The 17,894-nt window shown below is 67.8% G+C and carries 17 protein-coding genes; 2 read left to right on the forward strand and 15 right to left on the reverse strand.

Annotated elements, in window-relative coordinates; all coding sequences use genetic code 11:
• Positions 1-27: 27 nt before the first annotated feature.
• The 12 genes from EEB15_RS15250 to EEB15_RS15305 form a co-directional block, all read right to left on the reverse strand.
• On the reverse strand, positions 28-453 hold the full coding sequence (locus EEB15_RS15250; protein WP_141510729.1) for a PaaI family thioesterase: 426 nt from the start codon (positions 451-453) through the stop codon (positions 28-30).
• Entirely contained in the window at positions 450-1,259 is an 810-nt protein-coding gene (locus tag EEB15_RS15255) for an SDR family oxidoreductase (protein ID WP_141510730.1), read from the reverse strand. The genes EEB15_RS15250 and EEB15_RS15255 overlap by 4 nt, the downstream gene beginning before the upstream one ends.
• Before the next feature lie 4 nt (positions 1,260-1,263).
• On the reverse strand, positions 1,264-2,235 hold the full coding sequence (locus EEB15_RS15260; protein WP_141510731.1) for a tripartite tricarboxylate transporter substrate binding protein: 972 nt from the start codon (positions 2,233-2,235) through the stop codon (positions 1,264-1,266).
• Complete coding sequence (locus EEB15_RS15265) at positions 2,232-2,660, reverse strand: PaaI family thioesterase (protein ID WP_141510732.1); 429 nt, start codon at positions 2,658-2,660, stop codon at positions 2,232-2,234. Before EEB15_RS15265 ends, EEB15_RS15260 begins: the two co-directional genes overlap by 4 nt.
• Positions 2,657-4,171, reverse strand: a complete 1,515-nt coding sequence (locus EEB15_RS15270) for a class I adenylate-forming enzyme family protein (protein WP_141510733.1) — start codon at positions 4,169-4,171, stop codon at positions 2,657-2,659. The genes EEB15_RS15265 and EEB15_RS15270 overlap by 4 nt, the downstream gene beginning before the upstream one ends.
• A 362-nt stretch (positions 4,172-4,533) precedes the next feature.
• The gene (locus EEB15_RS15275) at positions 4,534-5,556 is read right to left on the reverse strand and encodes an AraC family transcriptional regulator (RefSeq protein WP_141510734.1); all 1,023 of its coding nucleotides are present in this window, start codon (positions 5,554-5,556) and stop codon (positions 4,534-4,536) included.
• A gap of 49 nt (positions 5,557-5,605) precedes the next feature.
• Positions 5,606-6,667: a CaiB/BaiF CoA-transferase family protein gene (locus EEB15_RS15280; RefSeq protein WP_233259493.1), complete on the reverse strand. Its 1,062-nt coding sequence runs from the start codon at positions 6,665-6,667 to the stop codon at positions 5,606-5,608.
• Positions 6,668-6,723: 56 nt separating this feature from the next.
• On the reverse strand, positions 6,724-7,566 hold the full coding sequence (locus EEB15_RS15285; RefSeq protein WP_141510736.1) for a CoA ester lyase: 843 nt from the start codon (positions 7,564-7,566) through the stop codon (positions 6,724-6,726).
• Positions 7,563-8,927, reverse strand: a complete 1,365-nt coding sequence (locus tag EEB15_RS15290) for an MmgE/PrpD family protein (RefSeq protein WP_141510737.1) — start codon at positions 8,925-8,927, stop codon at positions 7,563-7,565. The genes EEB15_RS15285 and EEB15_RS15290 overlap by 4 nt, the downstream gene beginning before the upstream one ends.
• Positions 8,924-10,078 (reverse strand): CaiB/BaiF CoA-transferase family protein, encoded by a 1,155-nt coding sequence (locus EEB15_RS15295; RefSeq protein ID WP_141510738.1) that lies wholly within the window; start codon positions 10,076-10,078, stop codon positions 8,924-8,926. The genes EEB15_RS15290 and EEB15_RS15295 overlap by 4 nt, the downstream gene beginning before the upstream one ends.
• 99 nt (positions 10,079-10,177) lie before the next feature.
• On the reverse strand, positions 10,178-11,338 hold the full coding sequence (locus EEB15_RS15300; protein WP_141510739.1) for an acyl-CoA dehydrogenase family protein: 1,161 nt from the start codon (positions 11,336-11,338) through the stop codon (positions 10,178-10,180).
• Positions 11,339-11,346: 8 nt separating this feature from the next.
• Positions 11,347-12,207 carry a MaoC family dehydratase N-terminal domain-containing protein gene (locus tag EEB15_RS15305; protein ID WP_141510740.1) on the reverse strand — a complete coding sequence of 287 codons (861 nt, stop codon included), beginning with the start codon at positions 12,205-12,207 and terminating at the stop codon, positions 11,347-11,349.
• A gap of 104 nt (positions 12,208-12,311) precedes the next feature.
• On the opposite strand from EEB15_RS15305, the gene EEB15_RS15310 reads away from it, so the two are divergent.
• Positions 12,312-13,229 (forward strand): LysR family transcriptional regulator, encoded by a 918-nt coding sequence (locus EEB15_RS15310; RefSeq protein ID WP_141510741.1) that lies wholly within the window; start codon positions 12,312-12,314, stop codon positions 13,227-13,229.
• 10 nt (positions 13,230-13,239) lie between these two features.
• Positions 13,240-13,878, forward strand: coding sequence for a TetR/AcrR family transcriptional regulator (locus EEB15_RS15315; RefSeq protein WP_158290121.1), 639 nt, complete (start codon positions 13,240-13,242; stop codon positions 13,876-13,878).
• A 22-nt stretch (positions 13,879-13,900) separates the two neighbouring features.
• Here the strand turns inward: EEB15_RS15315 and EEB15_RS15320 are convergent, their stop codons facing one another.
• From EEB15_RS15320 to EEB15_RS15330, 3 genes are read right to left on the reverse strand one after another with little or no spacing between them, the layout of a single operon-like run.
• Entirely contained in the window at positions 13,901-15,292 is a 1,392-nt protein-coding gene (locus tag EEB15_RS15320; RefSeq protein WP_141510743.1) for a CoA-binding protein, read from the reverse strand.
• Complete coding sequence (locus EEB15_RS15325; protein ID WP_158290122.1) at positions 15,292-16,818, reverse strand: class I adenylate-forming enzyme family protein; 1,527 nt, start codon at positions 16,816-16,818, stop codon at positions 15,292-15,294. The genes EEB15_RS15320 and EEB15_RS15325 overlap by 1 nt, the downstream gene beginning before the upstream one ends.
• On the reverse strand, positions 16,815-17,693 hold the full coding sequence (locus tag EEB15_RS15330) for an SDR family oxidoreductase (RefSeq protein WP_141510745.1): 879 nt from the start codon (positions 17,691-17,693) through the stop codon (positions 16,815-16,817). The genes EEB15_RS15325 and EEB15_RS15330 overlap by 4 nt, the downstream gene beginning before the upstream one ends.
• Between the last annotated feature and the right edge of the window lie 201 nt (positions 17,694-17,894).

The raw sequence follows: 17,894 nt of genomic DNA on the forward strand, positions 1-17,894 counted from the left end.
TTTCTGGCGTGGCCGAAAGCAATGAGCTTAGACCGGATCACGGTAGCGGAAAGTCCCCATCGCCTGGGCCGCGATCTCGCCGTCGGCGTCGACGATGCTGGCTTCGCAGAAGCACACCGATTTCCCGCCGCCGGTGGCGCGGCCGGTTGCGACCAGGCGGCCGGAACTGGGGCGCATGAAGGCGATGTGCATGTCGATGGTGACGACTTCGCGCTCGTAGTTCACCCGTGAGAGGGCGGCGTTGGCCATCGCGCAGTCGAGCAGCGTCATCACCACGCCGCCATGGCCGGCGCCGTGGTTGTTCAACAGCTCGGGCCGCAGTTCCACCGACACGACCGATACCCCGGCTTCGGCGCTCTCGACCTTCACGCCCACCTCGACTGTGAACGGCACATGGCGGTCGCGGCCGCTGCGCGGCTTGGTGTCGTTTTTGGCCACAACGTGCAAGCTCATTTTTTCTCCCGGCGCGAAGCGGCGGCGGCCGCGGTGAAATCGCGCGGGCCGCTCATCGCCAGCCCGCCGTCGACCGGAATGATCGCGCCCGTGATGTACGAGCCCCAGTCGCTGGCCAGCAGCATGGCCATGCGCGCGATGTCCTCGATCTTGCCCAGGCGCTTGAGCGGCACGCGCTCGGCCATGGCGGTGAGTGTCTCCTCGGTCGGCGCGAGGCGCTTGAGCCCTTCGGTGTCGGCGATCGGGCCAGGCACGATGGAATTGATGCGGATGCCCTGCGGTCCCCATTCCATGGCCAGCACCTGCGTCAGCATGTCGACACCCGCCTTGGCGGCGCACACGTGCGCCTGGAACGGCGTGGGCGTGAAGGCCTGGCCGGCGGAGATCTGGACGATGCAGGCGCCGGGCTTGCGCAGGTGCGCATGCGCCATGCGGGCCACGTTGAAGCTGCCCAGCAGATCGATGTCGACCACGGTCTTGAACGCGTTCGGTGACATGTCGAGCGCGGTGGCCAGGAAGTTGCCGGCCGCACCCGACACCAGGATGTCGATAGGGCCGAATCGTTCCTCGGCTTGCGCGAATGCGGCCTGCAGCGCTTCGGGCTGACGCACGTCGGCTGCGATGCCCATGGCCTGTGTGCCCAGCGCCTGCAGCTGCGTGGCCGCCGCGGCCACCTTGTCGGCCGAGCGGCTGATCAGCGTGACGTTGACGCCGACGCGGGCGAACGCTTGCGCGATGCCGAAGTTGATGCCGCTGGAGCCACCGGCCACGAACAGGTGACGGCCTTTGAATTGGGTGATGTCCATGTGTTTACTCCGGCTTGAAGCCGATTTCCTGCAGCATCTTGGCATCGCGCTGGTACTGGGCCCTGGCGTAGTTGTGATACTCCTCGCCGCTGATGACGTTTGACTGCATGTCGAACAGCTCGAGCTGGCGCAGGTAGGCCGGATCGGTGGCCGCCTTGCGGAACGCAGCGGTGAGGCGCGCTGCAACCTTCGGGTCGAGGTTCTTCGGCGCGACCAAACCCACGGGCGAATCGATCACCAGGTCGTAGCCCAGTTCCTTGACGGTGGGCGCGCCGTAGTTCTTCAAGCGTTCATTCGTGAAAGTGGCGAGCAGCCGCACCTTGCCGCCTTGCACCTGCGCGCCGAAACCCGGGTCGCCATACACGTCGAGATGGCGGCCGATCACCGCGGTGAAGGCTTCGCTGCCGCCCTTGAACGGCACCATGTTGAAAGTGGTGCCCGCCAGTTTGCCGAGCCGCTCGCCGTAGATGCGGTTGATGCTGATCGCGCCCACATTGCCCCAGCTGATGGCGCCCGGGCGCTTCTTCGCGTCGGCCAGCAGGTCGGGCAGCGTCTTCCACGGCGCGTCGGTGGCGACGACGATGCCGGTGGTGAGGCCGGCCAGGCCGATGAGGTAGGTGAAGTCCTTCAGCGGATCCCAGCTCACCTTCGTCACCAGTGGCGCGCGGATCACGGAGTTGTGCATCACGGAGATCGTGTAGCCGTCGGCCTCATTCATCGTCGCGAGGCTGGCGGTGCCGGTCACGCCGCCGGCGCCGGGCTTGTGCATCAGCACGACCGGCTGGCCCAGGTCTTTGGCGGCCGCTTCGGCCAGCGAGCGGAAGATCGGGTCGAACGAGCCGCCGGGCGGGAACGGAAGCACCAGCTGGATCGGCTTGCTAGGGAACGGGTCGGCGGCAAACGCCGGCGTAGCGCAGGCGCCGAACGCCATGAGCGCGGCCAGCGCCGCGCGGCGCGAAAGAGAGGTGAGCATCATGTTGTCTCCTGGGGGATGGGGAGGGGCAGGTAGCGGAAAGAGCCTTGTGCCTGCGCGATGACGTGGCCGCGTCCGTCGGTGACCGCGGCGCGGCACCAGGCCACGCTGTCGTCGTGGGAAAGCACTTCGCCGTCGGCGGTCAGCCGGCCGCGGCCAGGCTCGATGAAACTGGTGTTGAGGTTCAGCGTGACGGCGGTGCGCGTGAACTCGAGCTTGGAGACGGCGGCGCTGGCCATCACCACGTCGAGCATCGTGATGACCACTCCGCCATGGATGGCACCGATCACGTTGCCGATCTCCGCTCGCTCGTCGATGACCAGCCGCGCGCGCCCGCCTTCGGAGAATTCGCGCCGCATGTCCAGCAGCTGCATGAAGGGCACCTGGCCGAACACCGTGCGAGGATCGGCAGCGGCGACCGGCTTCATGCCGTGACCCGTTCGCGCAGCACGTTCTTGAGCACCTTGCCGGCGGCCGACATCGGCAGTTCTTCCGCGAAGGTGATGCCGCGCGGGCACTTGTAGCCGGCGAGGCGCTGGCGGCACCAGGCGCGCAATTCGTCGGTCATGCGCTCGTTGCCGCAGGTCACGCCCGGGCGCAGCACGACGACGGCGTGCACGGCCTCGCCCCACAGCGGGTCGGGGATGCCGATCACCGAGGCTTGGGCGACCGAGGCGTGGCTGCGCAGCGCTGCTTCCACTTCGGCGCAATAGACGTTTTCGCCGCCGCTGATGATCATGTCCTTCAGCCGGTCGACGATGAACAGGTAGCCGTCCGCGTCCATGCGGCCGGCGTCGCCGGTGTGCAGCCAGCCGCCTTCGAGCGCCTTGGCGCTGGTCTCGGCTTGGCGCCAGTAGCCTTCCATCACCATCGGCCCGCGGGCCAGGATTTCACCGACTTCACCGCGCTGCAGTTCGCGCCCGGCCGGGTCCGCGACGATGATCTCGGCGCCCAGGCCGGCGCGGCCGACCGAGTTGAGGCGGCCGAGGGCGCGTGCTTCGGGACGGTGGTTCGCAGGCAGGTTGATGCACACGGCACCCGCGGTTTCGGTGAGGCCGTAAGCCTGGAAGAACTCGGACTCGGGCCAGGCGGCCAGTGCACGGTCCAGCAGGTCGGGCGGCATGGGCGCGGCGCCGAAAGCGATGCGCTTCAGGCTCTGCACGCGCGCGGGCGTGAAGCCCGGGTCGTCCAGCAGCGATTGCAGCATGCTGGGCACGACGACGATGTCGCCGATGCCATGCCGTTCGATTGCGCCGAGCACCGCCGGTGTGCGGAACTGGGCCATCGTCACACAGCCGCCGCCTACCAGCGTCTGCCCCACGAGGCGGCCGAGGCCGGCGACGTGGAACAGCGGCGCGACGAGCAGCGACACCGCATCGGGCGAATTGTTCAGCTCGGCGCCACGCGTCATCGACGCCGACCAGAAGTTGGCGTGGCTCAGCATCACGCCCTTGGAGCGGCCGGTGGTCCCGCCGGTGTAGAGAATCGCCGCCAGCGCGTTGCCGCCGGTGCGCGTGTCCGCCATCGGCGACTGGGCTTCGGCCAGTTGCGCAAGCTCGTCGAATGTGAGTCGCGACGTGGTCGCGTCCGGCACGGACTGCGCCAGCGAAGCATCGACCAGCAACAGCGACGCCTCGCTGTCGTCCAGCGCATGGATGAGCTCCGGCGCGCTCCAGCGGGTGTTGAGCGGGCAGGCCACCGCGCCCAGCCACCAGCAGGCGTAGATGGCCTGCACCAGCTGATCGCTGTTGGGCGCGAGGATGGCGACGCGGTCGCGGCACTTCACGCCGCGGCGCGCCAGCACGGCGGCCAGCTTGGCGACACGGTCCATCATCTCGGCGAAGCTCAGCCGGCGCTCGCCCGAATCGTCGAGGTGGACGAGGGCCGTCTTGTCGGGGTGGCGCTGCAACGAGCGGTGCAGTCCTTGGGTCAGATACATGGCCCGCAGTGTGCGGCGCCAGGTCCCATGCACCAATGGCCGGAAATGCCAAAGCGATTGGCGGATTTGTCGCTGCCATGTGCGCAGCCATGGACGCCGGGTGGCCGATGCAGCGAATGTCCCCCGTCGGCCTCCGGCCTCCCGCCTCCTTTATTTCGCCGCATCGGCCACCCGGCATCCATGGGGGACCGAGTTGGCGCGCGACGGTCGAATACCGACAACGTCTCCCGGATCGGGGTGGTGGGGCGCTCTGCGCAGCGAAATAAAGGAGGAGGGAGCGGCTTGCCGCGACGGGGGACATTCGCAGCGCAGAGTGCCCCGCCGCCCCGATCCCGCCGCCATGTCGGTACGTGGACGGCGCGTCAGGCCCGGGATGACATCTCTTCGATCGAACTGCGGTATTCCCCTGGTGCGACGCCGGTCCAGTTCTTGAACGCGCGGTGGAACGTGCTGGCTTCGGAAAATCCCACGCGATTGGCGATCTCGATGAGGGGCAGGCGCGTCTGAGCGAGATACTCGATCGCGGTGTCGCGGCGCAGCTCGTCCTTGATCTGCTGGAAACCACGGCCTTCTTCGCGAAGGCGCCTGCGCAGCGTCTGCGGCGTGACGGCGAGTGAGTCGCCCACTTCTTCCAGCGACGGCAGCTCACTGCCCAGGCGGCGACGCAGCAAGCGCCGGATGCGGTCGGTGAGGCTGCTGGTGTCGCGGTATTTCACGATCAGGTTGGCGGGCGCGCCGGACAGGAACTCGCGCAGGCTTTGCGCGGTCTGCACGATCGGCAGGTCCAGCCAGTGGGCCTCGAACCACATGCCCACGTGCGGCTGGTTCTGGCGGATGGGTGCCTGGTACACGCGCGAGGTTTCGCTGGACTGCATGCCTGCCGTGTAGTCGATGCCTTGCAGGGGGATGCGCCGTGCGACCAGCCACGAGGCCGAACCGAAGGTGAACAGCATGAAGGCCTTGATCGCATAGTCCAGGCGCGCGTCACCGGGCCTCCGCAGTACGAACTGGATCAGCGCCTTGTCGCCGTGCACGGACAGCCGCGCGACGAAGTCGTCGATCATCAAGTCGTAGAAGGCGAAGCCGCTGCGCAGCGCCTCGCCCAGCGTCGTGCAGCGCACGAGCTGCTGCATGCAAAGGCCGAAACTGCCGGGGCGCAACGGCCGGCCGCCCAGGCCCCACAGTTCGTCTCGCAGCGTGCGGCGCAATGCGCGGATCAGCAGGGCATATTGCTGCTGCGATACGCGCGCCAGCGGCGACTCCAGCAGCACGGGCGCGATGCCCGCGCGCGCCAGCAGCGGCGCGATGTCGAACCCGCGCGCGCGGGCACCCAGCAGGATGCTGTGCACCTGCTGGATGGCGACGGTGTGGTGAGGTGCGGGCATCCGTGTTCGGGCGAGGAGCCGGACCATTGTAGGAGCGCTTGCTGTCCCGTCAGGCGACGGCACCGGCCGCGCGCAAGGCCGCGATCTCGTCCGCGTGGAAGCCGGCTGCTTGCAGGACCTCTTGCGTGTGTTCGCCGGGTTGCGGCGCGCCGCCGGCGGAATCGACGCGAAAGCCGCGCGCCTGGAAGTGCGGATGCGCGAGCGTCTCGTCCAGCCGGAGCACGGGCGTCACGCAAGCCTCGCCATCGGCGAACAGCGCGGCCCAGTGCGACAGCGGCCGCGCCGCGAACGTCGCGCGCAGTTCTTCGCGCACGCGCTCCTCGGTCGCGGAGTCGCCGGTGCGGTGCAGCGGCGCGAGGTCGGCGCGCTCCAGCCGCTTGCACAACGCGTCCCAGAACTTGTGCTCGAGCGCGCCGACGGCCATGTGGCGGCCGTCCGCCGTGCGGTAGAAGCCGTAGCAGGCGAGGGCGCCGGTGAGGCTTCCTTCGCCGAGGGGCTGCACGCGCCCATGCTGATGCAGCGCCGCCAGCGGCAGCACGGCCTGCGAGAGCACGCCATCGGCAATTGCGACATCGACATGCCGGCCCTTGCCGGTGCGCGCCGCGCCCAGCAGCGCTGCGAGGATGTCCTTCACCGCCACCATGGTGCCGCCCAGCAGGTCCGCCAAAGGCAGGTTCGACAGCGCGGGGCCGTGCGCGTTGCCGACCTGGTCCGCCACGCCGGTGAGCGAGGTGTAATTGATGTCGTGCCCCGGCGCCTGTGCCAGTGGGCCGGTCTGGCCGAAGCCGCTGATGCTGCAATAGACGAGGCGCGGATTGACGGCCGCCACGGCGTCATAGCCCGCGCCCAGGCGCTGCATCACGCCGGGTCGGAACCCTTCCACCAGCACGTCCGCGCCGCGGCAGAGGCGCAGCAGCGTGGCGAGGCCTTCTTGCTGCTTCAGGTCGATGCGAATCGCGCGTTTGCCGCGATTGACGAGGGCCCGCACTGCCGGGTTGGCATAGTCGCCGGCGCCCGTGTCTTCGACCTTGATCACCTCGGCGCCGAGATCGGCGAGGTGTTGCGTCGCGAGAGGCCCGGGCAAGAGGCGGGTGAGGTCGAGGATGCGCATGCCCGCGAGCGGGGCGTCTTGAGAATGGGTTGGCGAGGTCATCGGGTGAGGTGGGATCAGGCGGGTTGCAGCAGGCTTCGCGCGCGCTGCAGCACGGGGGCATCGACCATTTCGCCGTCGAGGCGAAACGCGCCGGCGCCGTTCAGTTGGCTGGCCGCGAGCACGCGCTGCGCCCATTCGCGCTGGGCGGGCGTGGGGCCAAGCGCTTCGTTCACGGCGCCCACTTGCTTGGGGTGGATGCACAGCTTGGCGCCGAAGCCGAAGCGGCGGCTGCGGTCGATGTCGGCGGCAAGCCGCGCTTCGTCGTCCAGCGAGGCGGTGACGCCATCGATGGGGGCCGGCAGGTTGGCGCGACGCGAGGCCAGCACCAGGGCCAGGCGCACCGAGTCCAGCTCGCGCTCGTCGGCGCTGCAATGCATCCCCAGGTCGCCCTGAAAGTCCAGGTGGCCGAATGCAATGCGCAACACGCCGCGCGCGCGGGCGATGATGTCCACGGCATGCAGGCCTTGTGAGGACTCGATCAACGGCAACACGGGTGCGACGGCGCTGCGCGCCACGCGCTCGATGGCCGTGGCGGTTTCGGCCTTGGAGAGCATCACCGCGCCCGGCGGGTTCGGCGCAAGCTGGCGCAGCAGGGCGAGGTCGTCTTCATGATGCGCGCTGCCCGCGGCGTTGATGCGCAGCGCGGTGCGCGCACGCTGCTCGGCGGGCAGGGCAGTCCATTCGCGCGCCAGCGCGCGGCGCGCGTCGGCCTTGTGCTCCGGCGCGACAGCGTCTTCCAGGTCGATGATCACGGCGTGGGCCCCACTGGCCAGCGCCTTGGGCAGGCGGTCCAGCCGGTCGGCGGGCACGAACAGGAAGGAGCGGGCGCTTGCCAGCACGGAGGCGGCGGGCTTCATGTGTTCAACAAGGCGCCGACGCGCGGCCACTGCGCGACCTGCCACAGCCGCTCGACCGCGGCGCGCATCTCTGCTTCGGACGCGCCTCCGCTGAACGCCGCGAGCTGCAGCGCCTTGGCGGTGATCTCTTCGCGGCTGAGCGTGTTGCCCGGGTCGCCCTTGGGCTCGTCCACGCGGCCATGCAACGTGCGCCCGTCCGTGGTGTGCACGGTGACCTTGCCGATCCAGCGGCGCGGGTAGGCGCCATCGACCTCTGCGTCCAGCGCCATCTCGATGCGGTCGCGCAGTTGCATGATGGCGTCGTCACGGAAGTGCGCTTCGAACTCGGGCAAACCTGCGTGCTGGTAATGCGCGACCAGCGCGAGCACGGTGCCCATCGAAAACTTGCTCTGGTGCACGGTCTTTGGGTCGACCACGGGACCCAGCACGTCGATGGCGCCCTGGTGCACGTGCGTGACCACACGCGCGATGTCGCTCGGCGTCAATGCGTGATCACGCATCACTTGCGCCAGCGCGTCGGCGGCCGGATGGGTGTGGCGGCAGGACGCGTGGTACTTGAACGATGTTTCCGCCGTGGCCCAGCGCGTGCCGAGCCCGTCGGCGAGCTTCGCCGCGTCGGCATCGCTGGACATGCCCGCCGCCATGCCTTGCGGGCCATCGAAGATCCGGTCGGCGCCGGTGAAGCCGTCTTTCGCCAGGTATGCGGACATCAGTCCCGCGGCGGCGGCATGGGCCGTGTGCAATTGCTTGGAGTCGGCGGCGGTGCGCAGGAACTCCCAGAGGCCCGCCGATTGCGTTCCGGCGGAACCGAAGGCGTGACGCATCTGCTGCGCATCCAGTCCCAGGAGGTTGCCCACGGCGGCAGCCGCAGCCAAGGTGCCCGCGGTGCCGGTGGTGTGGAACACCTTGTAGTGCGAGCGGCCCAGGAATTCACCGACGCGAATGCCGACTTCGTAACCGGCGACGCACGCTGCCAGGAACTGTTTGCCGCTGGCGCCCAGCGCCTGCGCGACGGCCAGCGCCGGCGGGAACACCACGGTGGCCGGGTGGAAGACGGAGCCGTTGTGCACGTCGTCCTGTTCGGCCACGTGCGACGCCGCGGCGTTCGCCATCGCAGCAAAGTAAGGGCTGCTGGAAGGACTGCTGCTCTGGCGGTTGGCGATCACTTCGGCATCGCCGTGCTGCGGGCCCATCGCCTTCGCGAAACGGGAGATGCTTTCGACCGGCCGCGAGCCGTGGCCCGCGACGGCCGATGCGAACCAGTCGACCAATAGGTCTTCGGTCTTGCGCACCACCGGTTCGGGGATGTGCTCGAAGCGCAGGCCGGCCGCGAAGCCGGCGAGTTCGGCGCCTGGGTTCATCGGGTGTTCTCCAGCGTGATGCCCAACTCCTGCAGGATGGCCTGCGTGTGCTCGCCCACGGCGGGCACGGCGTCCATGCGGTAGTCGAAGCTGTTGTTGCGGCCGGGCGGCAGCAGGGCCGGGATGTCGCCCGCCGGCGAGCCCACCGTGCACCAGCGCTCGCGCGCCTTCAGTTGCGGATGCGCCCACAGGCCCGCCATGTCGTTCATGCGCGCATTGGCGATCTGCGCTTCGTCGAGCCGCTGCTCCACCTGCGCGGTGCCCAGTGTCGCGAACACCTCGAGGATCAGTGCCTGCAGCGCCGCACGGTTCTCATTGCGCTTCGCATTGGAATCGAAACGCGGATCGCCCGCCAGCGCCGCGTTGCCCAGCACCTTGTCGCAAAAGCCCGCCCATTCGCGCTCGTTCTGGATGCCCAGGAGCACGGCGCCATCGCGCGTCGCGAACGGGCCGTACGGATAGATGCTGGCATGCGACGCGCCCGTGCGCGGCGGCGGCGGCGCGCCATCGAACGCGTAGTACAGCGGGTAGTTCATCCACTCGGCCAGCGATTCCAGCATCGACACGTCGATGTGGCTGCCTTTGCCGGTGCGCGCGCGCTGCAGCAGCGCGGCGAGGATGCCGCTGTACGCATACATGCCCGCCGAGATGTCGGCCATCGAGTTGCCGGCCTTGGAAGGCGTGTCGGGCGTGCCCGTCACCGACAACATGCCAGCCTCGGCCTGGATCAAGAGATCGTAGGCCTTCTTGTCGCGGTAGGGGCCGTCTTCGCCATACCCCGAGATGTCGCACACGATCAGCAGCGGATGCGCTTCGTGCAGTGCTTCGAACGACAGGCCCATGCGCGCAGCAGCGCCGGGGGCGAGGTTCTGCACCAGCACGTCGGCCTTAGAGATCAGTGCTTTGAGCGCGGCCAGCGCGGCCGGCTCCTTCAGGTCCAGCGCCAGGCTTTCCTTGGAACGGTTGGTCCAGACGAAGTGCGAAGCCTGGCCTCGCACGCGGCCGTCATACGCCCGCGCGAAGTCGCCCGCACCCGGGCGCTCCACCTTGATCACCCGTGCGCCGAGATCGGCGAGCTGGCGCGTACAGAACGGTGCCGCGATCGCGTGCTCCAGGGAAACGACGGTGATCCCGTCCAGGGGTCTGGTCATGAGGAGCTCCGCGATTGCCGGTGGGCACGAGTGCCCACCCTACGGGGGGAAGGATGCAGTGCCGGCGTAGGATGGGCACTCGTGCCCACCAGGAAACCGTCAGAACGAGCGCGGCAAGCCAAGGACATGTTCCGCCACATAAGAAAGGATCAGATTCGTCGAAATCGGCGCGACCTGGTACAGGCGCGTCTCGCGGAACTTGCGCTCGACGTCGTATTCGCACGCGAAGCCGAATCCGCCGTGGAACTGGATGCAGGCGTTGGCCGCTTCCCAACTCGCCTTCGCGGCCAGGTACTTCGCCATGTTCGCCTGCGCACCGCAGGGCTGGTGAGCGTCGAACAAACGGCACGCTTCCCAGCGCATCAGGTTCGCGGCTTCGACCTCGATGTGGGCCTCGGCGATAGGAAACTGCACGCCCTGGTTCTGCCCGATCGGGCGGCCGAACACGGTGCGGTCTTTCACGTACTTGGTCACGCGGTCGATGAACCAGTAGCCGTCGCCGATGCATTCCGCGGCGATCAACGTGCGCTCGGCGTTCAGCCCGTCCAGGATGTACTTGAAGCCTTGGCCTTCCTGGCCGATCAGGTTCTCGGCCGGAATCTCGAGGTTCTCGAAGAACAGCTCGTTGGTCTCGTGATTCACCATGTTCAGGATCGGCCGCACCGTCATGCCCGACTGCTCGGCCTCGCGCAGGTCCACCATGAAGATCGACATGCCTTCGGATTTCTTCTTCACGTCGGCCAGCGGCGTGGTGCGGGCCAGCAGGATCATGAAGTCGGAGTGCTGGATGCGCGAGATCCACACCTTCTGGCCGTTGATGACGTAGCGGCCGTCCTTTTTCACGGCCGTGGTCTTGATCTTGGTGGTGTCGGTACCGGTGCTGGGCTCGGTCACGCCCATCGACTGCAGGCGCCACTCGCCCGTGGCGATCTTGGGCAGGTACTTCTTCTTCTGCGCATCGGAGCCGTGGCGCAGCAGCGTGCCCATGTTGTACATCTGGCCGTGGCAGGCGCCGGAGTTGCCGCCCGAACGGTTGATCTCTTCCATGATCACCGAGGCTTCCGCCAGGCCGAGGCCCGAGCCGCCGTACTCCTGCGGGATCAGGGCGGCCAGCCAGCCGGCCTTGGTCAGCGCGTCGACGAAGGCCTCGGGGTAGGCGCGCTTCTCGTCGACCTTGCGGTGGTATTCATCGGGAAATTCGGTGCACAAGGCGCGCACCGCGTCGCGGATGTCCTGGTATTTGTCGGTTTGTGTATTCATGGATTCAGTCATTCAATGTGCGCGGTGGCCTGCATGGCGAGCCAGCCTTCAGGGGAATGGGCCCAAAGGCGCACGCTGCCGTCGGCTTGCGGCTGGCCCTTGAGATGGAGGACGTCGCCGGCGAAGCTCGGCCGCACGGCTTTGAACTCGAAGCGGCGCACGAAGGCGTCGGGAGCGCTGCGGCGCACCAGATCCACCAGCAGCGTGGCGATCAGCGGCCCGTGCACCACGAGGCCGAGGTAGCCTTCCACGTCGGTGACGTAAGGCTTGTCGTAGTGGATGCGGTGGCCGTTGAAGGTGAGGGCGGAATAGCGGAATAGCAGCACTTCGTCGGGCGTGAGTTCGCGCTGCCACTCCGCCTGCGTTTCCGCAGCGGTGGGTGCCGGCGCGGGATCGCCCGGCCGAGCCAGGCCGCGGTAGACGATGTCGTGTTCTTCGGCGATGCAGAGCCCTTGCGCGTTGTGCAGATCGTGGGCAACCGTGACGAACACCAGATCGCCCGTGCGGCCCGCCTTGTGCGTGACCGATGCGATCCGGGAGATTCGCTTGGCCGAGTCGCCAACGCGGGGCAGGTTGCCTGGCTCCCAGGTGAGCCGACTGCCGGCCCACATGCGGCGCGGCAGCGCGATCGGCGGCAAAAAGCCGCCGCGATCCGGATGGCCGTCCGGGCCGATCTCGGCCGCGTCGTGTTGCGGCAGGAAGTAAAGCCAGTGCCACAGGGGCGGCACCGGTGTGCCGCGCTCGGGCGGCGGGTCTTTGCGGCCCAGCGTGGCAGCAAGGCCGCGCAGGGGTGATGCCGTCAGGTCGTCGTGGTGGACTTCGGTTTTACCGACCCACTCTTGCAAGGCAGCCAGGGAAATTTCGCTCATGCCAAGGATGGTCGCGTGATGCGGCTCGCCGCACAATGCACGAATCCGGAACCCAGCCTTCGGTATTGCCGAAGGCTGGGGCGTTTTGCGCTAGCATGGGGCTCATGCATTTCGACCTGACGGACCTGCGCCTTTTCGTGCTGGTGGCCGAGGAGGCCAACCTGACGCGGGCGGCCGCGCGCCAGCACCTCTCGCTGGCGGCGGCCAGCGCGCGCATCAAGGCGCTGGAAGCGCAGTCGGGCCTGCCACTGCTCTACCGCGAAGCGCGTGGCGTGCGGCTGACGCCTCCGGGCGAAGCCTTCCTGCACCATGCCCGCGGCGTGTTGCGCCAGGCCGACCAGCTGCGGCGCGACTTGCACGATTACGGCGGTGGGCTGCGCGGCCACGTGCGGGTGTTCGCCAACACCACGGCCGTGACCGATTTCCTGCCGGAAGTGCTGCCGGGATTTCTCGCGGCCAATCCGCGTGTCAACGTCGACCTTCAGGAAAAACCGAACGCTGAGATCGCCCGCGGCGTGCTGGATGGCCGCGCCGACATCGGTATCGTGGCCGGTGCCATCGACCAGCTCGGGCTGCAGGCGATCCACTTCAGCACCGACCGGCTGGTACTGGTCACGCCGCGCGGCCACCGCTTCGCGAGGCGCAAGCGCATCGCCTTTGCCGACACCCTGGCAGAGGACATGGTGGGCATGCATCACGGCAGCACGCTGCAAAGCTTTCTGGAACTGCAGGCCGAGAAGTTGGGCAAGCCGATGAAACTGCGCATCCAGCTCGGCAGCTTCGACGCGATGTGCCGTATGGTGAGCGGCGGGGTGGGTGTGGCCATCGTTCCCGAAAGCGCGGCAGGCCGCAACCTGGCCGCGATGAAGCTGGCGCAGATCGAACTCACCGATGAATGGCGGGTGCGCGAGCGCTACATCCTCGTGCGCGACGCCGAGTTGCTGCCTGCGTATGCCAAGTCGCTCATCGATACCGTGTGCGGCCACTTCCGCGGCGGGGCAAAGCCTTCCACCGTCGATTAACATCGTCACGATGCCAGCCACTCCCGCCAAGAAGCGCGCCGTCAAGACCGCCTACCACCACGGCAACCTGCGCGACGCATTGGTGCTGGAGGGCATGGCCATGCTGGAAAAGGAAGGCCAGAGCAGCCTGAGCATGCGCGAGATCGCGCGGCGCATCGGCGTCACGCAGACGGCGCCGCTGCACCACTTCGACAAGGCCGGGCTGCTGGCGGCGATCGCCGCGCTGGGCTTTCGCAAGCTGTTTGAATTCCGCATGTCGGCGCTGAAGGACAAGCGCGATCCGCGCGAGCGGCTGATGACGGTGATGCTCGCGTATGCCGAGTTCGCGCTGGCGCACCCGGCGCTGTTCCACCTGATGCACGGCCCGGAAATCCCCGACAAGACACAGTACCCGGAGCTGAACGAAGCGGCGACCCGCTCCTATAGCATCCTGGAAACGTCGGTCGCCGACTTCCTGCTGGCGAGCGAAGGCTCGATGGAGCGCAGCCGCGAAGCAACGCTGGCGGCATGGACCGCCTGCCATGGCCTGGCCACCATCCTGATCAACCCGCAGAACACGCCGCGCTACGTGTTGCGCAAGGACCCGATGGGCATCGCGCGCACGATTTTCGAGATCTTCATCGCGGGCCTGGGGCGGCCGGCCGGTTGAGCCTGCTCCGCAAAGAGGGTTGTCATGCGGGACTCGATCCGGCATCCATGCCGACGCGATGAATCCGATGCTCCTTCAGCGCCGAAAGCGCCTCGTATTCGCTCGCGAACACCGCGATCCCTTCGGCCGCGAACGCGCCCCTCACACGCGCATCGGGCGAGTTGAAGACCGCGGCCTTGCCGCAGTCGCGGACAGCGCGCGCCGTGTCCCGCGCGAATCGCGGCACGTCGTAGCCGGCGCCGGCCAGTGCCAGCAGGCTGAGTGAGAGGGCGTTGCATCCCGGATCGCGCAGCACGGTGTCGACGGCGCTGCCCAGCAGGCCTGGCTCCATCAGCAGCATGGCGGTGAGGTCGATGGGGTTGCGGCTGCGCGAGAAGGGCGGGAGCAATGCGTCGAGTTTTGCGACCGTGGGTGCCGACAGTTCGGCGAGATTCAGTTCCAGCAGTTCGCATGCGTCTGCCGACAGCACGCAAGACGCCCCACTGTTGCTGACAACGCCGACTCGCATTGCGCCTGGAGCGGGTGGGCTGTCGGCAAGGTAGAGCGGAACGCCGGCGCTGAGCTGCGCCAGGCTGTTGGCTCGCCGACAACCGTAGTCGCGCAGCAACCTTGCCAGGGCCGGGCCGCGCGTGCCGGCCGCGCCCGTGTGGCATGCCGCCATGCGTGCGCCCAACTCGCTGCTCGCCGCCTGCAGCACGAGCACAGGCACACCGCGCGTGTGCGCGAGCGCCAGGGTCGCTTCGAGCTTTTGCAGATCGCGCGCTTCTTCGAGGTACAGCAGCACCAGCCGCACGGCGGCATCGGCCAGCACCGCGCCGAGGAAATCACACACTTCCACGTCCGCCTGGTTGCCCGTGGTGCAGACGTAACGCACGCCTATACCGTTCTGGCGCAGCATCGCGTAGGCCGAAGCGCCCACCGCGCCGCTTTGCGAGACGATAGCGACGGGGCCGTCTTGCGGCGCGAAGTCCTGATAGATCGAGGCGAACGACAGGATCGCGCCACTGGAAAAATTCGCGGAACCGATGGTGTTGGGGCCGAGCAGCCGCACACCGCCCGCCGTTGCCGCGGCGACGAGTTCGTGCTGCTGGCGCAAACCGTCGGGGCCCATTTCGCCGAAGCCGGAGGTAAACAGGATGGCGTTCCCCGCGCCGACGCGGCTGCATGCCTTCACCTGCTCCAGGGCCGCATCCGCCGGGACGGAGAGGATGACACTGTCCGGCGCTTCGGGGAGGGCGTCCAGGCTTTCATAGGACGCCACGCCCTGCACCGCCCCGCCCCGCTGGTTCACAGGAAACACGCGTCCCGCGAATCCGTGCTTCAGCAGGTAGTGCAGAGGGCGTCCGCCGATCTTCTGGATGTTGTCCGAAGCGCCGACGATGGCGACCGAGCGCGGATTCAGCAGCGACCGCATCAACGGCTCGCCTCGATGGCCGCGCCCGGCTCCAGCAACGGTTTGAGCGCGGCCTTCAACAGCTTGCCCGTGCCGGAGGCCGGCAGGCGCTCCATCAGCACGTAGCGCCGGGGAATCTTGTACGGGGCAAGCTTGCCGCGCAGGAAGCGCTCGAGCGCCTCGGTATCGATCCGCGCGCCGGCTTGCGGCTCGATGAAGGCGACAACCTCCTCATCGCCATCGAGCGGCCTTCCGAGCACGGCGGACTGCGCCACACCCGCAAAACCGCCGATCGCCGCTTCGACTTCCGCCGGATACACGTTGAAGCCGCCGCGGATGATCATGTCCTTGATGCGGCCGACGATGGTCAAGTCGCCCTCCGGCCCGAACACGCCGATGTCGCCGGTGTGCAGCCAGCCGTGGGCGTCGATGGCCGCGCGCGTCTGCTCCGGATCGCGGAAGTAGCCCTTCATCACATTCGGCCCGCGAATGCAGACTTCTCCGCGGGCGCCGGGTGCGACGTCATGGCCCAACTCATCGCGCAGCACCACTTCGATGCCCGGGATCGGCCAGCCTGCCGTCACATCGGAGGGTGGCGGGTGGCCGAAGGTGCGCGTCGCGGCCGGGGCGGATTCGGTCAAGCCATAGCCGTGGTGCAGCCGGATGCCCAGCAAAGCCTCGGTCTGCGCCTTCTTCGTGGCGTCGATCTGCGAGCCGCCGATGTACGCCATGCGCAAACGATTGGGCGTGAGCGGCACGCCCGCCTGCGTGGACCATTCGACCAGCCGTGCATACATCGCGGGGACGCCCTGGAACACGGTGATGCCGTCATGCAGGATCGCGTGCCCAAGCTGCTCCGCGCTGAATCGTGTGGCGAGCTGGAAGGTGGCGCCCGCGCGCAGCCCGCACAGCAGCGCCGAGATCAATCCGAAGGAGTGCGAGATGGGCAACGCATGAAAGATGCGGTCGCCCGGCAGGAGCACCTCCTGCGCCAATGAGGCCTGCGTCACGAAGTCGAGGTTGGCGTGCGTCAGCATCACGCCCTTGGGCGTGCCGGTGCTGCCCGAGGTGTAGATCATCACGGCCACGTCGTCGCCGCCATCGGCCTGCGTGCCGTCTTCGCGCAGCGCGACGAGTCCGCGCGACAGGCCGTCCGCCGAGCCGGCCATCGCGCCGTGTCTCAGCGCGTGAGCAACTGCCTCGGGCGATCCGGCCGAGAAGTACGCGAGGCGAGGCGCGCAGTGGGCGCAGATGCCATCGATCTCCGACGCGGACATGCGTGCGTTCAGCGGCACGGCCCAGGCGCCCAAGCGCATCGCGGCCAGCAGCACGACGATCATGTCCACCGAGTTCTCGCCGACCAGCACCGCCCGTTGGCCGGCGGCGAGTCCCGCATCCGCCAGTGACCGCGCGCACGCGTCCACCCGGGCGGCAAGATCGGCATAAGTCAGGGCCTCGCCGTCTTCGGCGAGCAGCGCGACGGTGGCGCCGCCCGCGTCGGTAGCGGCGATGGCATCGACGAAACGATCGACGCGCAACGCAGTCATGCGCTGATTTTCCCTGTCTTGTCCTGTTCGTCCTTGCGGCGGATGGCCTCGCGCATCGCTTGCCATTGCTCGTCGCTCAGCTCTGCGAGGTCTGTGAACGAAGCGCCGTTCTGGTAGTGGCCCGCACCGTCGATGGCGATGGTTTCGCCGGTCAACCACTCCACGCCGTCGGCCATCAGGAATACCGCCAGGTTCTGCAACTCGCTCATACGGCCCACGCGGTGCATCGGGTTGCGCACGATGCCATCTTTCCAGTCTTCCGTGGGGCTGAGGCGCTTGTTGGCGCCTTCGGTCGGGAAGATGCCCGGCGCAATCGCGTTCAGGCGGATGCCATACGGTCCCCACTCGACAGCCAGCGACTTGGTCATCACATCGATGCCGGCCTTGGACATCGCCGAGGGCACGACGAACGGAGCGCCGGTGCGCACCCACGTGACCACGACGGAAATGATGGAGCCCTTGTGTTTTTCCGCGATCCACCGCTTGCCCACAGCTTGCGTGACGTAGAACGTGCCGTGCAGCACGATGTTGGCCACGGCATCGAAGCCACGCGGCGACAGATCCTGCGTGCGGCTGATGAAGTTTCCGGCCGCGTTGTTGACCAGGCCGTCAAGCGCGCCGCCGTCGGCCCAGATGCCGTCGACCATGCGCTGCACGTCGTCGGCGTTGCGGATGTCGAGGGCGAAGGTCTTCACGCTGCCGCCGTGTTCGGCCATCAGTTCGGCCGCGGCTTCATCCAGCACGGGCTTGCGGCGCCCGCAGATATAGACCTGCGCTCCGAGTTGCAGGTAGCGCGCGGTGATCTCGCGCCCCAGGCCGGAACCGCCCCCGGTGACGAGGATGCGCTTGCCCTCGAGCAGGTCATTCTTGAACATGGATGTTGTCTCCGCAAGGCTGTATCGGTGTCGAAGCGATTCTAATGACAAACTGATCGGTGTCAAGATTAAAGCCCATTGAGGGAAGCCTGATATCGAATCCGCTATAGGGTTTGCACGCATCGCACTGGGCTTGTGTTATATCTGATCGGCGATAAGATAAACAGCATCGGCCGGTGCACGATGCCGCGCCTGTTTTTT

Source organism: Ramlibacter sp. WS9, from assembly GCF_003797765.1.
In the GTDB taxonomy this organism is placed as follows: domain Bacteria; phylum Pseudomonadota; class Gammaproteobacteria; order Burkholderiales; family Burkholderiaceae_C; genus Ramlibacter.

Bases quoted from the DNA above. Each gene is read 5' to 3' on its own strand.
- EEB15_RS15250 (WP_141510729.1), bottom strand. From the start codon at position 453: ATGAGCTTGCACGTTGTGGCCAAAAACGACACCAAGCCGCGCAGCGGC.
- EEB15_RS15255 (WP_141510730.1), bottom strand. From the start codon at position 1,259: ATGGACATCACCCAATTCAAAGGCCGTCACCTGTTCGTGGCCGGTGGC.
- EEB15_RS15260 (WP_141510731.1), bottom strand. From the start codon at position 2,235: ATGATGCTCACCTCTCTTTCGCGCCGCGCGGCGCTGGCCGCGCTCATG.
- EEB15_RS15265 (WP_141510732.1), bottom strand. From the start codon at position 2,660: ATGAAGCCGGTCGCCGCTGCCGATCCTCGCACGGTGTTCGGCCAGGTG.
- EEB15_RS15270 (WP_141510733.1), bottom strand. From the start codon at position 4,171: ATGTATCTGACCCAAGGACTGCACCGCTCGTTGCAGCGCCACCCCGAC.
- EEB15_RS15275 (WP_141510734.1), bottom strand. From the start codon at position 5,556: ATGCCCGCACCTCACCACACCGTCGCCATCCAGCAGGTGCACAGCATC.
- EEB15_RS15280 (WP_233259493.1), bottom strand. From the start codon at position 6,667: ATGCGCATCCTCGACCTCACCCGCCTCTTGCCCGGGCCTCTCGCGACG.
- EEB15_RS15285 (WP_141510736.1), bottom strand. From the start codon at position 7,566: ATGAAGCCCGCCGCCTCCGTGCTGGCAAGCGCCCGCTCCTTCCTGTTC.
- EEB15_RS15290 (WP_141510737.1), bottom strand. From the start codon at position 8,927: ATGAACCCAGGCGCCGAACTCGCCGGCTTCGCGGCCGGCCTGCGCTTC.
- EEB15_RS15295 (WP_141510738.1), bottom strand. From the start codon at position 10,078: ATGACCAGACCCCTGGACGGGATCACCGTCGTTTCCCTGGAGCACGCG.
- EEB15_RS15300 (WP_141510739.1), bottom strand. From the start codon at position 11,338: ATGAATACACAAACCGACAAATACCAGGACATCCGCGACGCGGTGCGC.
- EEB15_RS15305 (WP_141510740.1), bottom strand. From the start codon at position 12,207: ATGAGCGAAATTTCCCTGGCTGCCTTGCAAGAGTGGGTCGGTAAAACC.
- EEB15_RS15310 (WP_141510741.1), top strand. From the start codon at position 12,312: ATGCATTTCGACCTGACGGACCTGCGCCTTTTCGTGCTGGTGGCCGAG.
- EEB15_RS15315 (WP_158290121.1), top strand. From the start codon at position 13,240: ATGCCAGCCACTCCCGCCAAGAAGCGCGCCGTCAAGACCGCCTACCAC.
- EEB15_RS15320 (WP_141510743.1), bottom strand. From the start codon at position 15,292: ATGCGGTCGCTGCTGAATCCGCGCTCGGTCGCCATCGTCGGCGCTTCG.
- EEB15_RS15325 (WP_158290122.1), bottom strand. From the start codon at position 16,818: ATGACTGCGTTGCGCGTCGATCGTTTCGTCGATGCCATCGCCGCTACC.
- EEB15_RS15330 (WP_141510745.1), bottom strand. From the start codon at position 17,693: ATGTTCAAGAATGACCTGCTCGAGGGCAAGCGCATCCTCGTCACCGGG.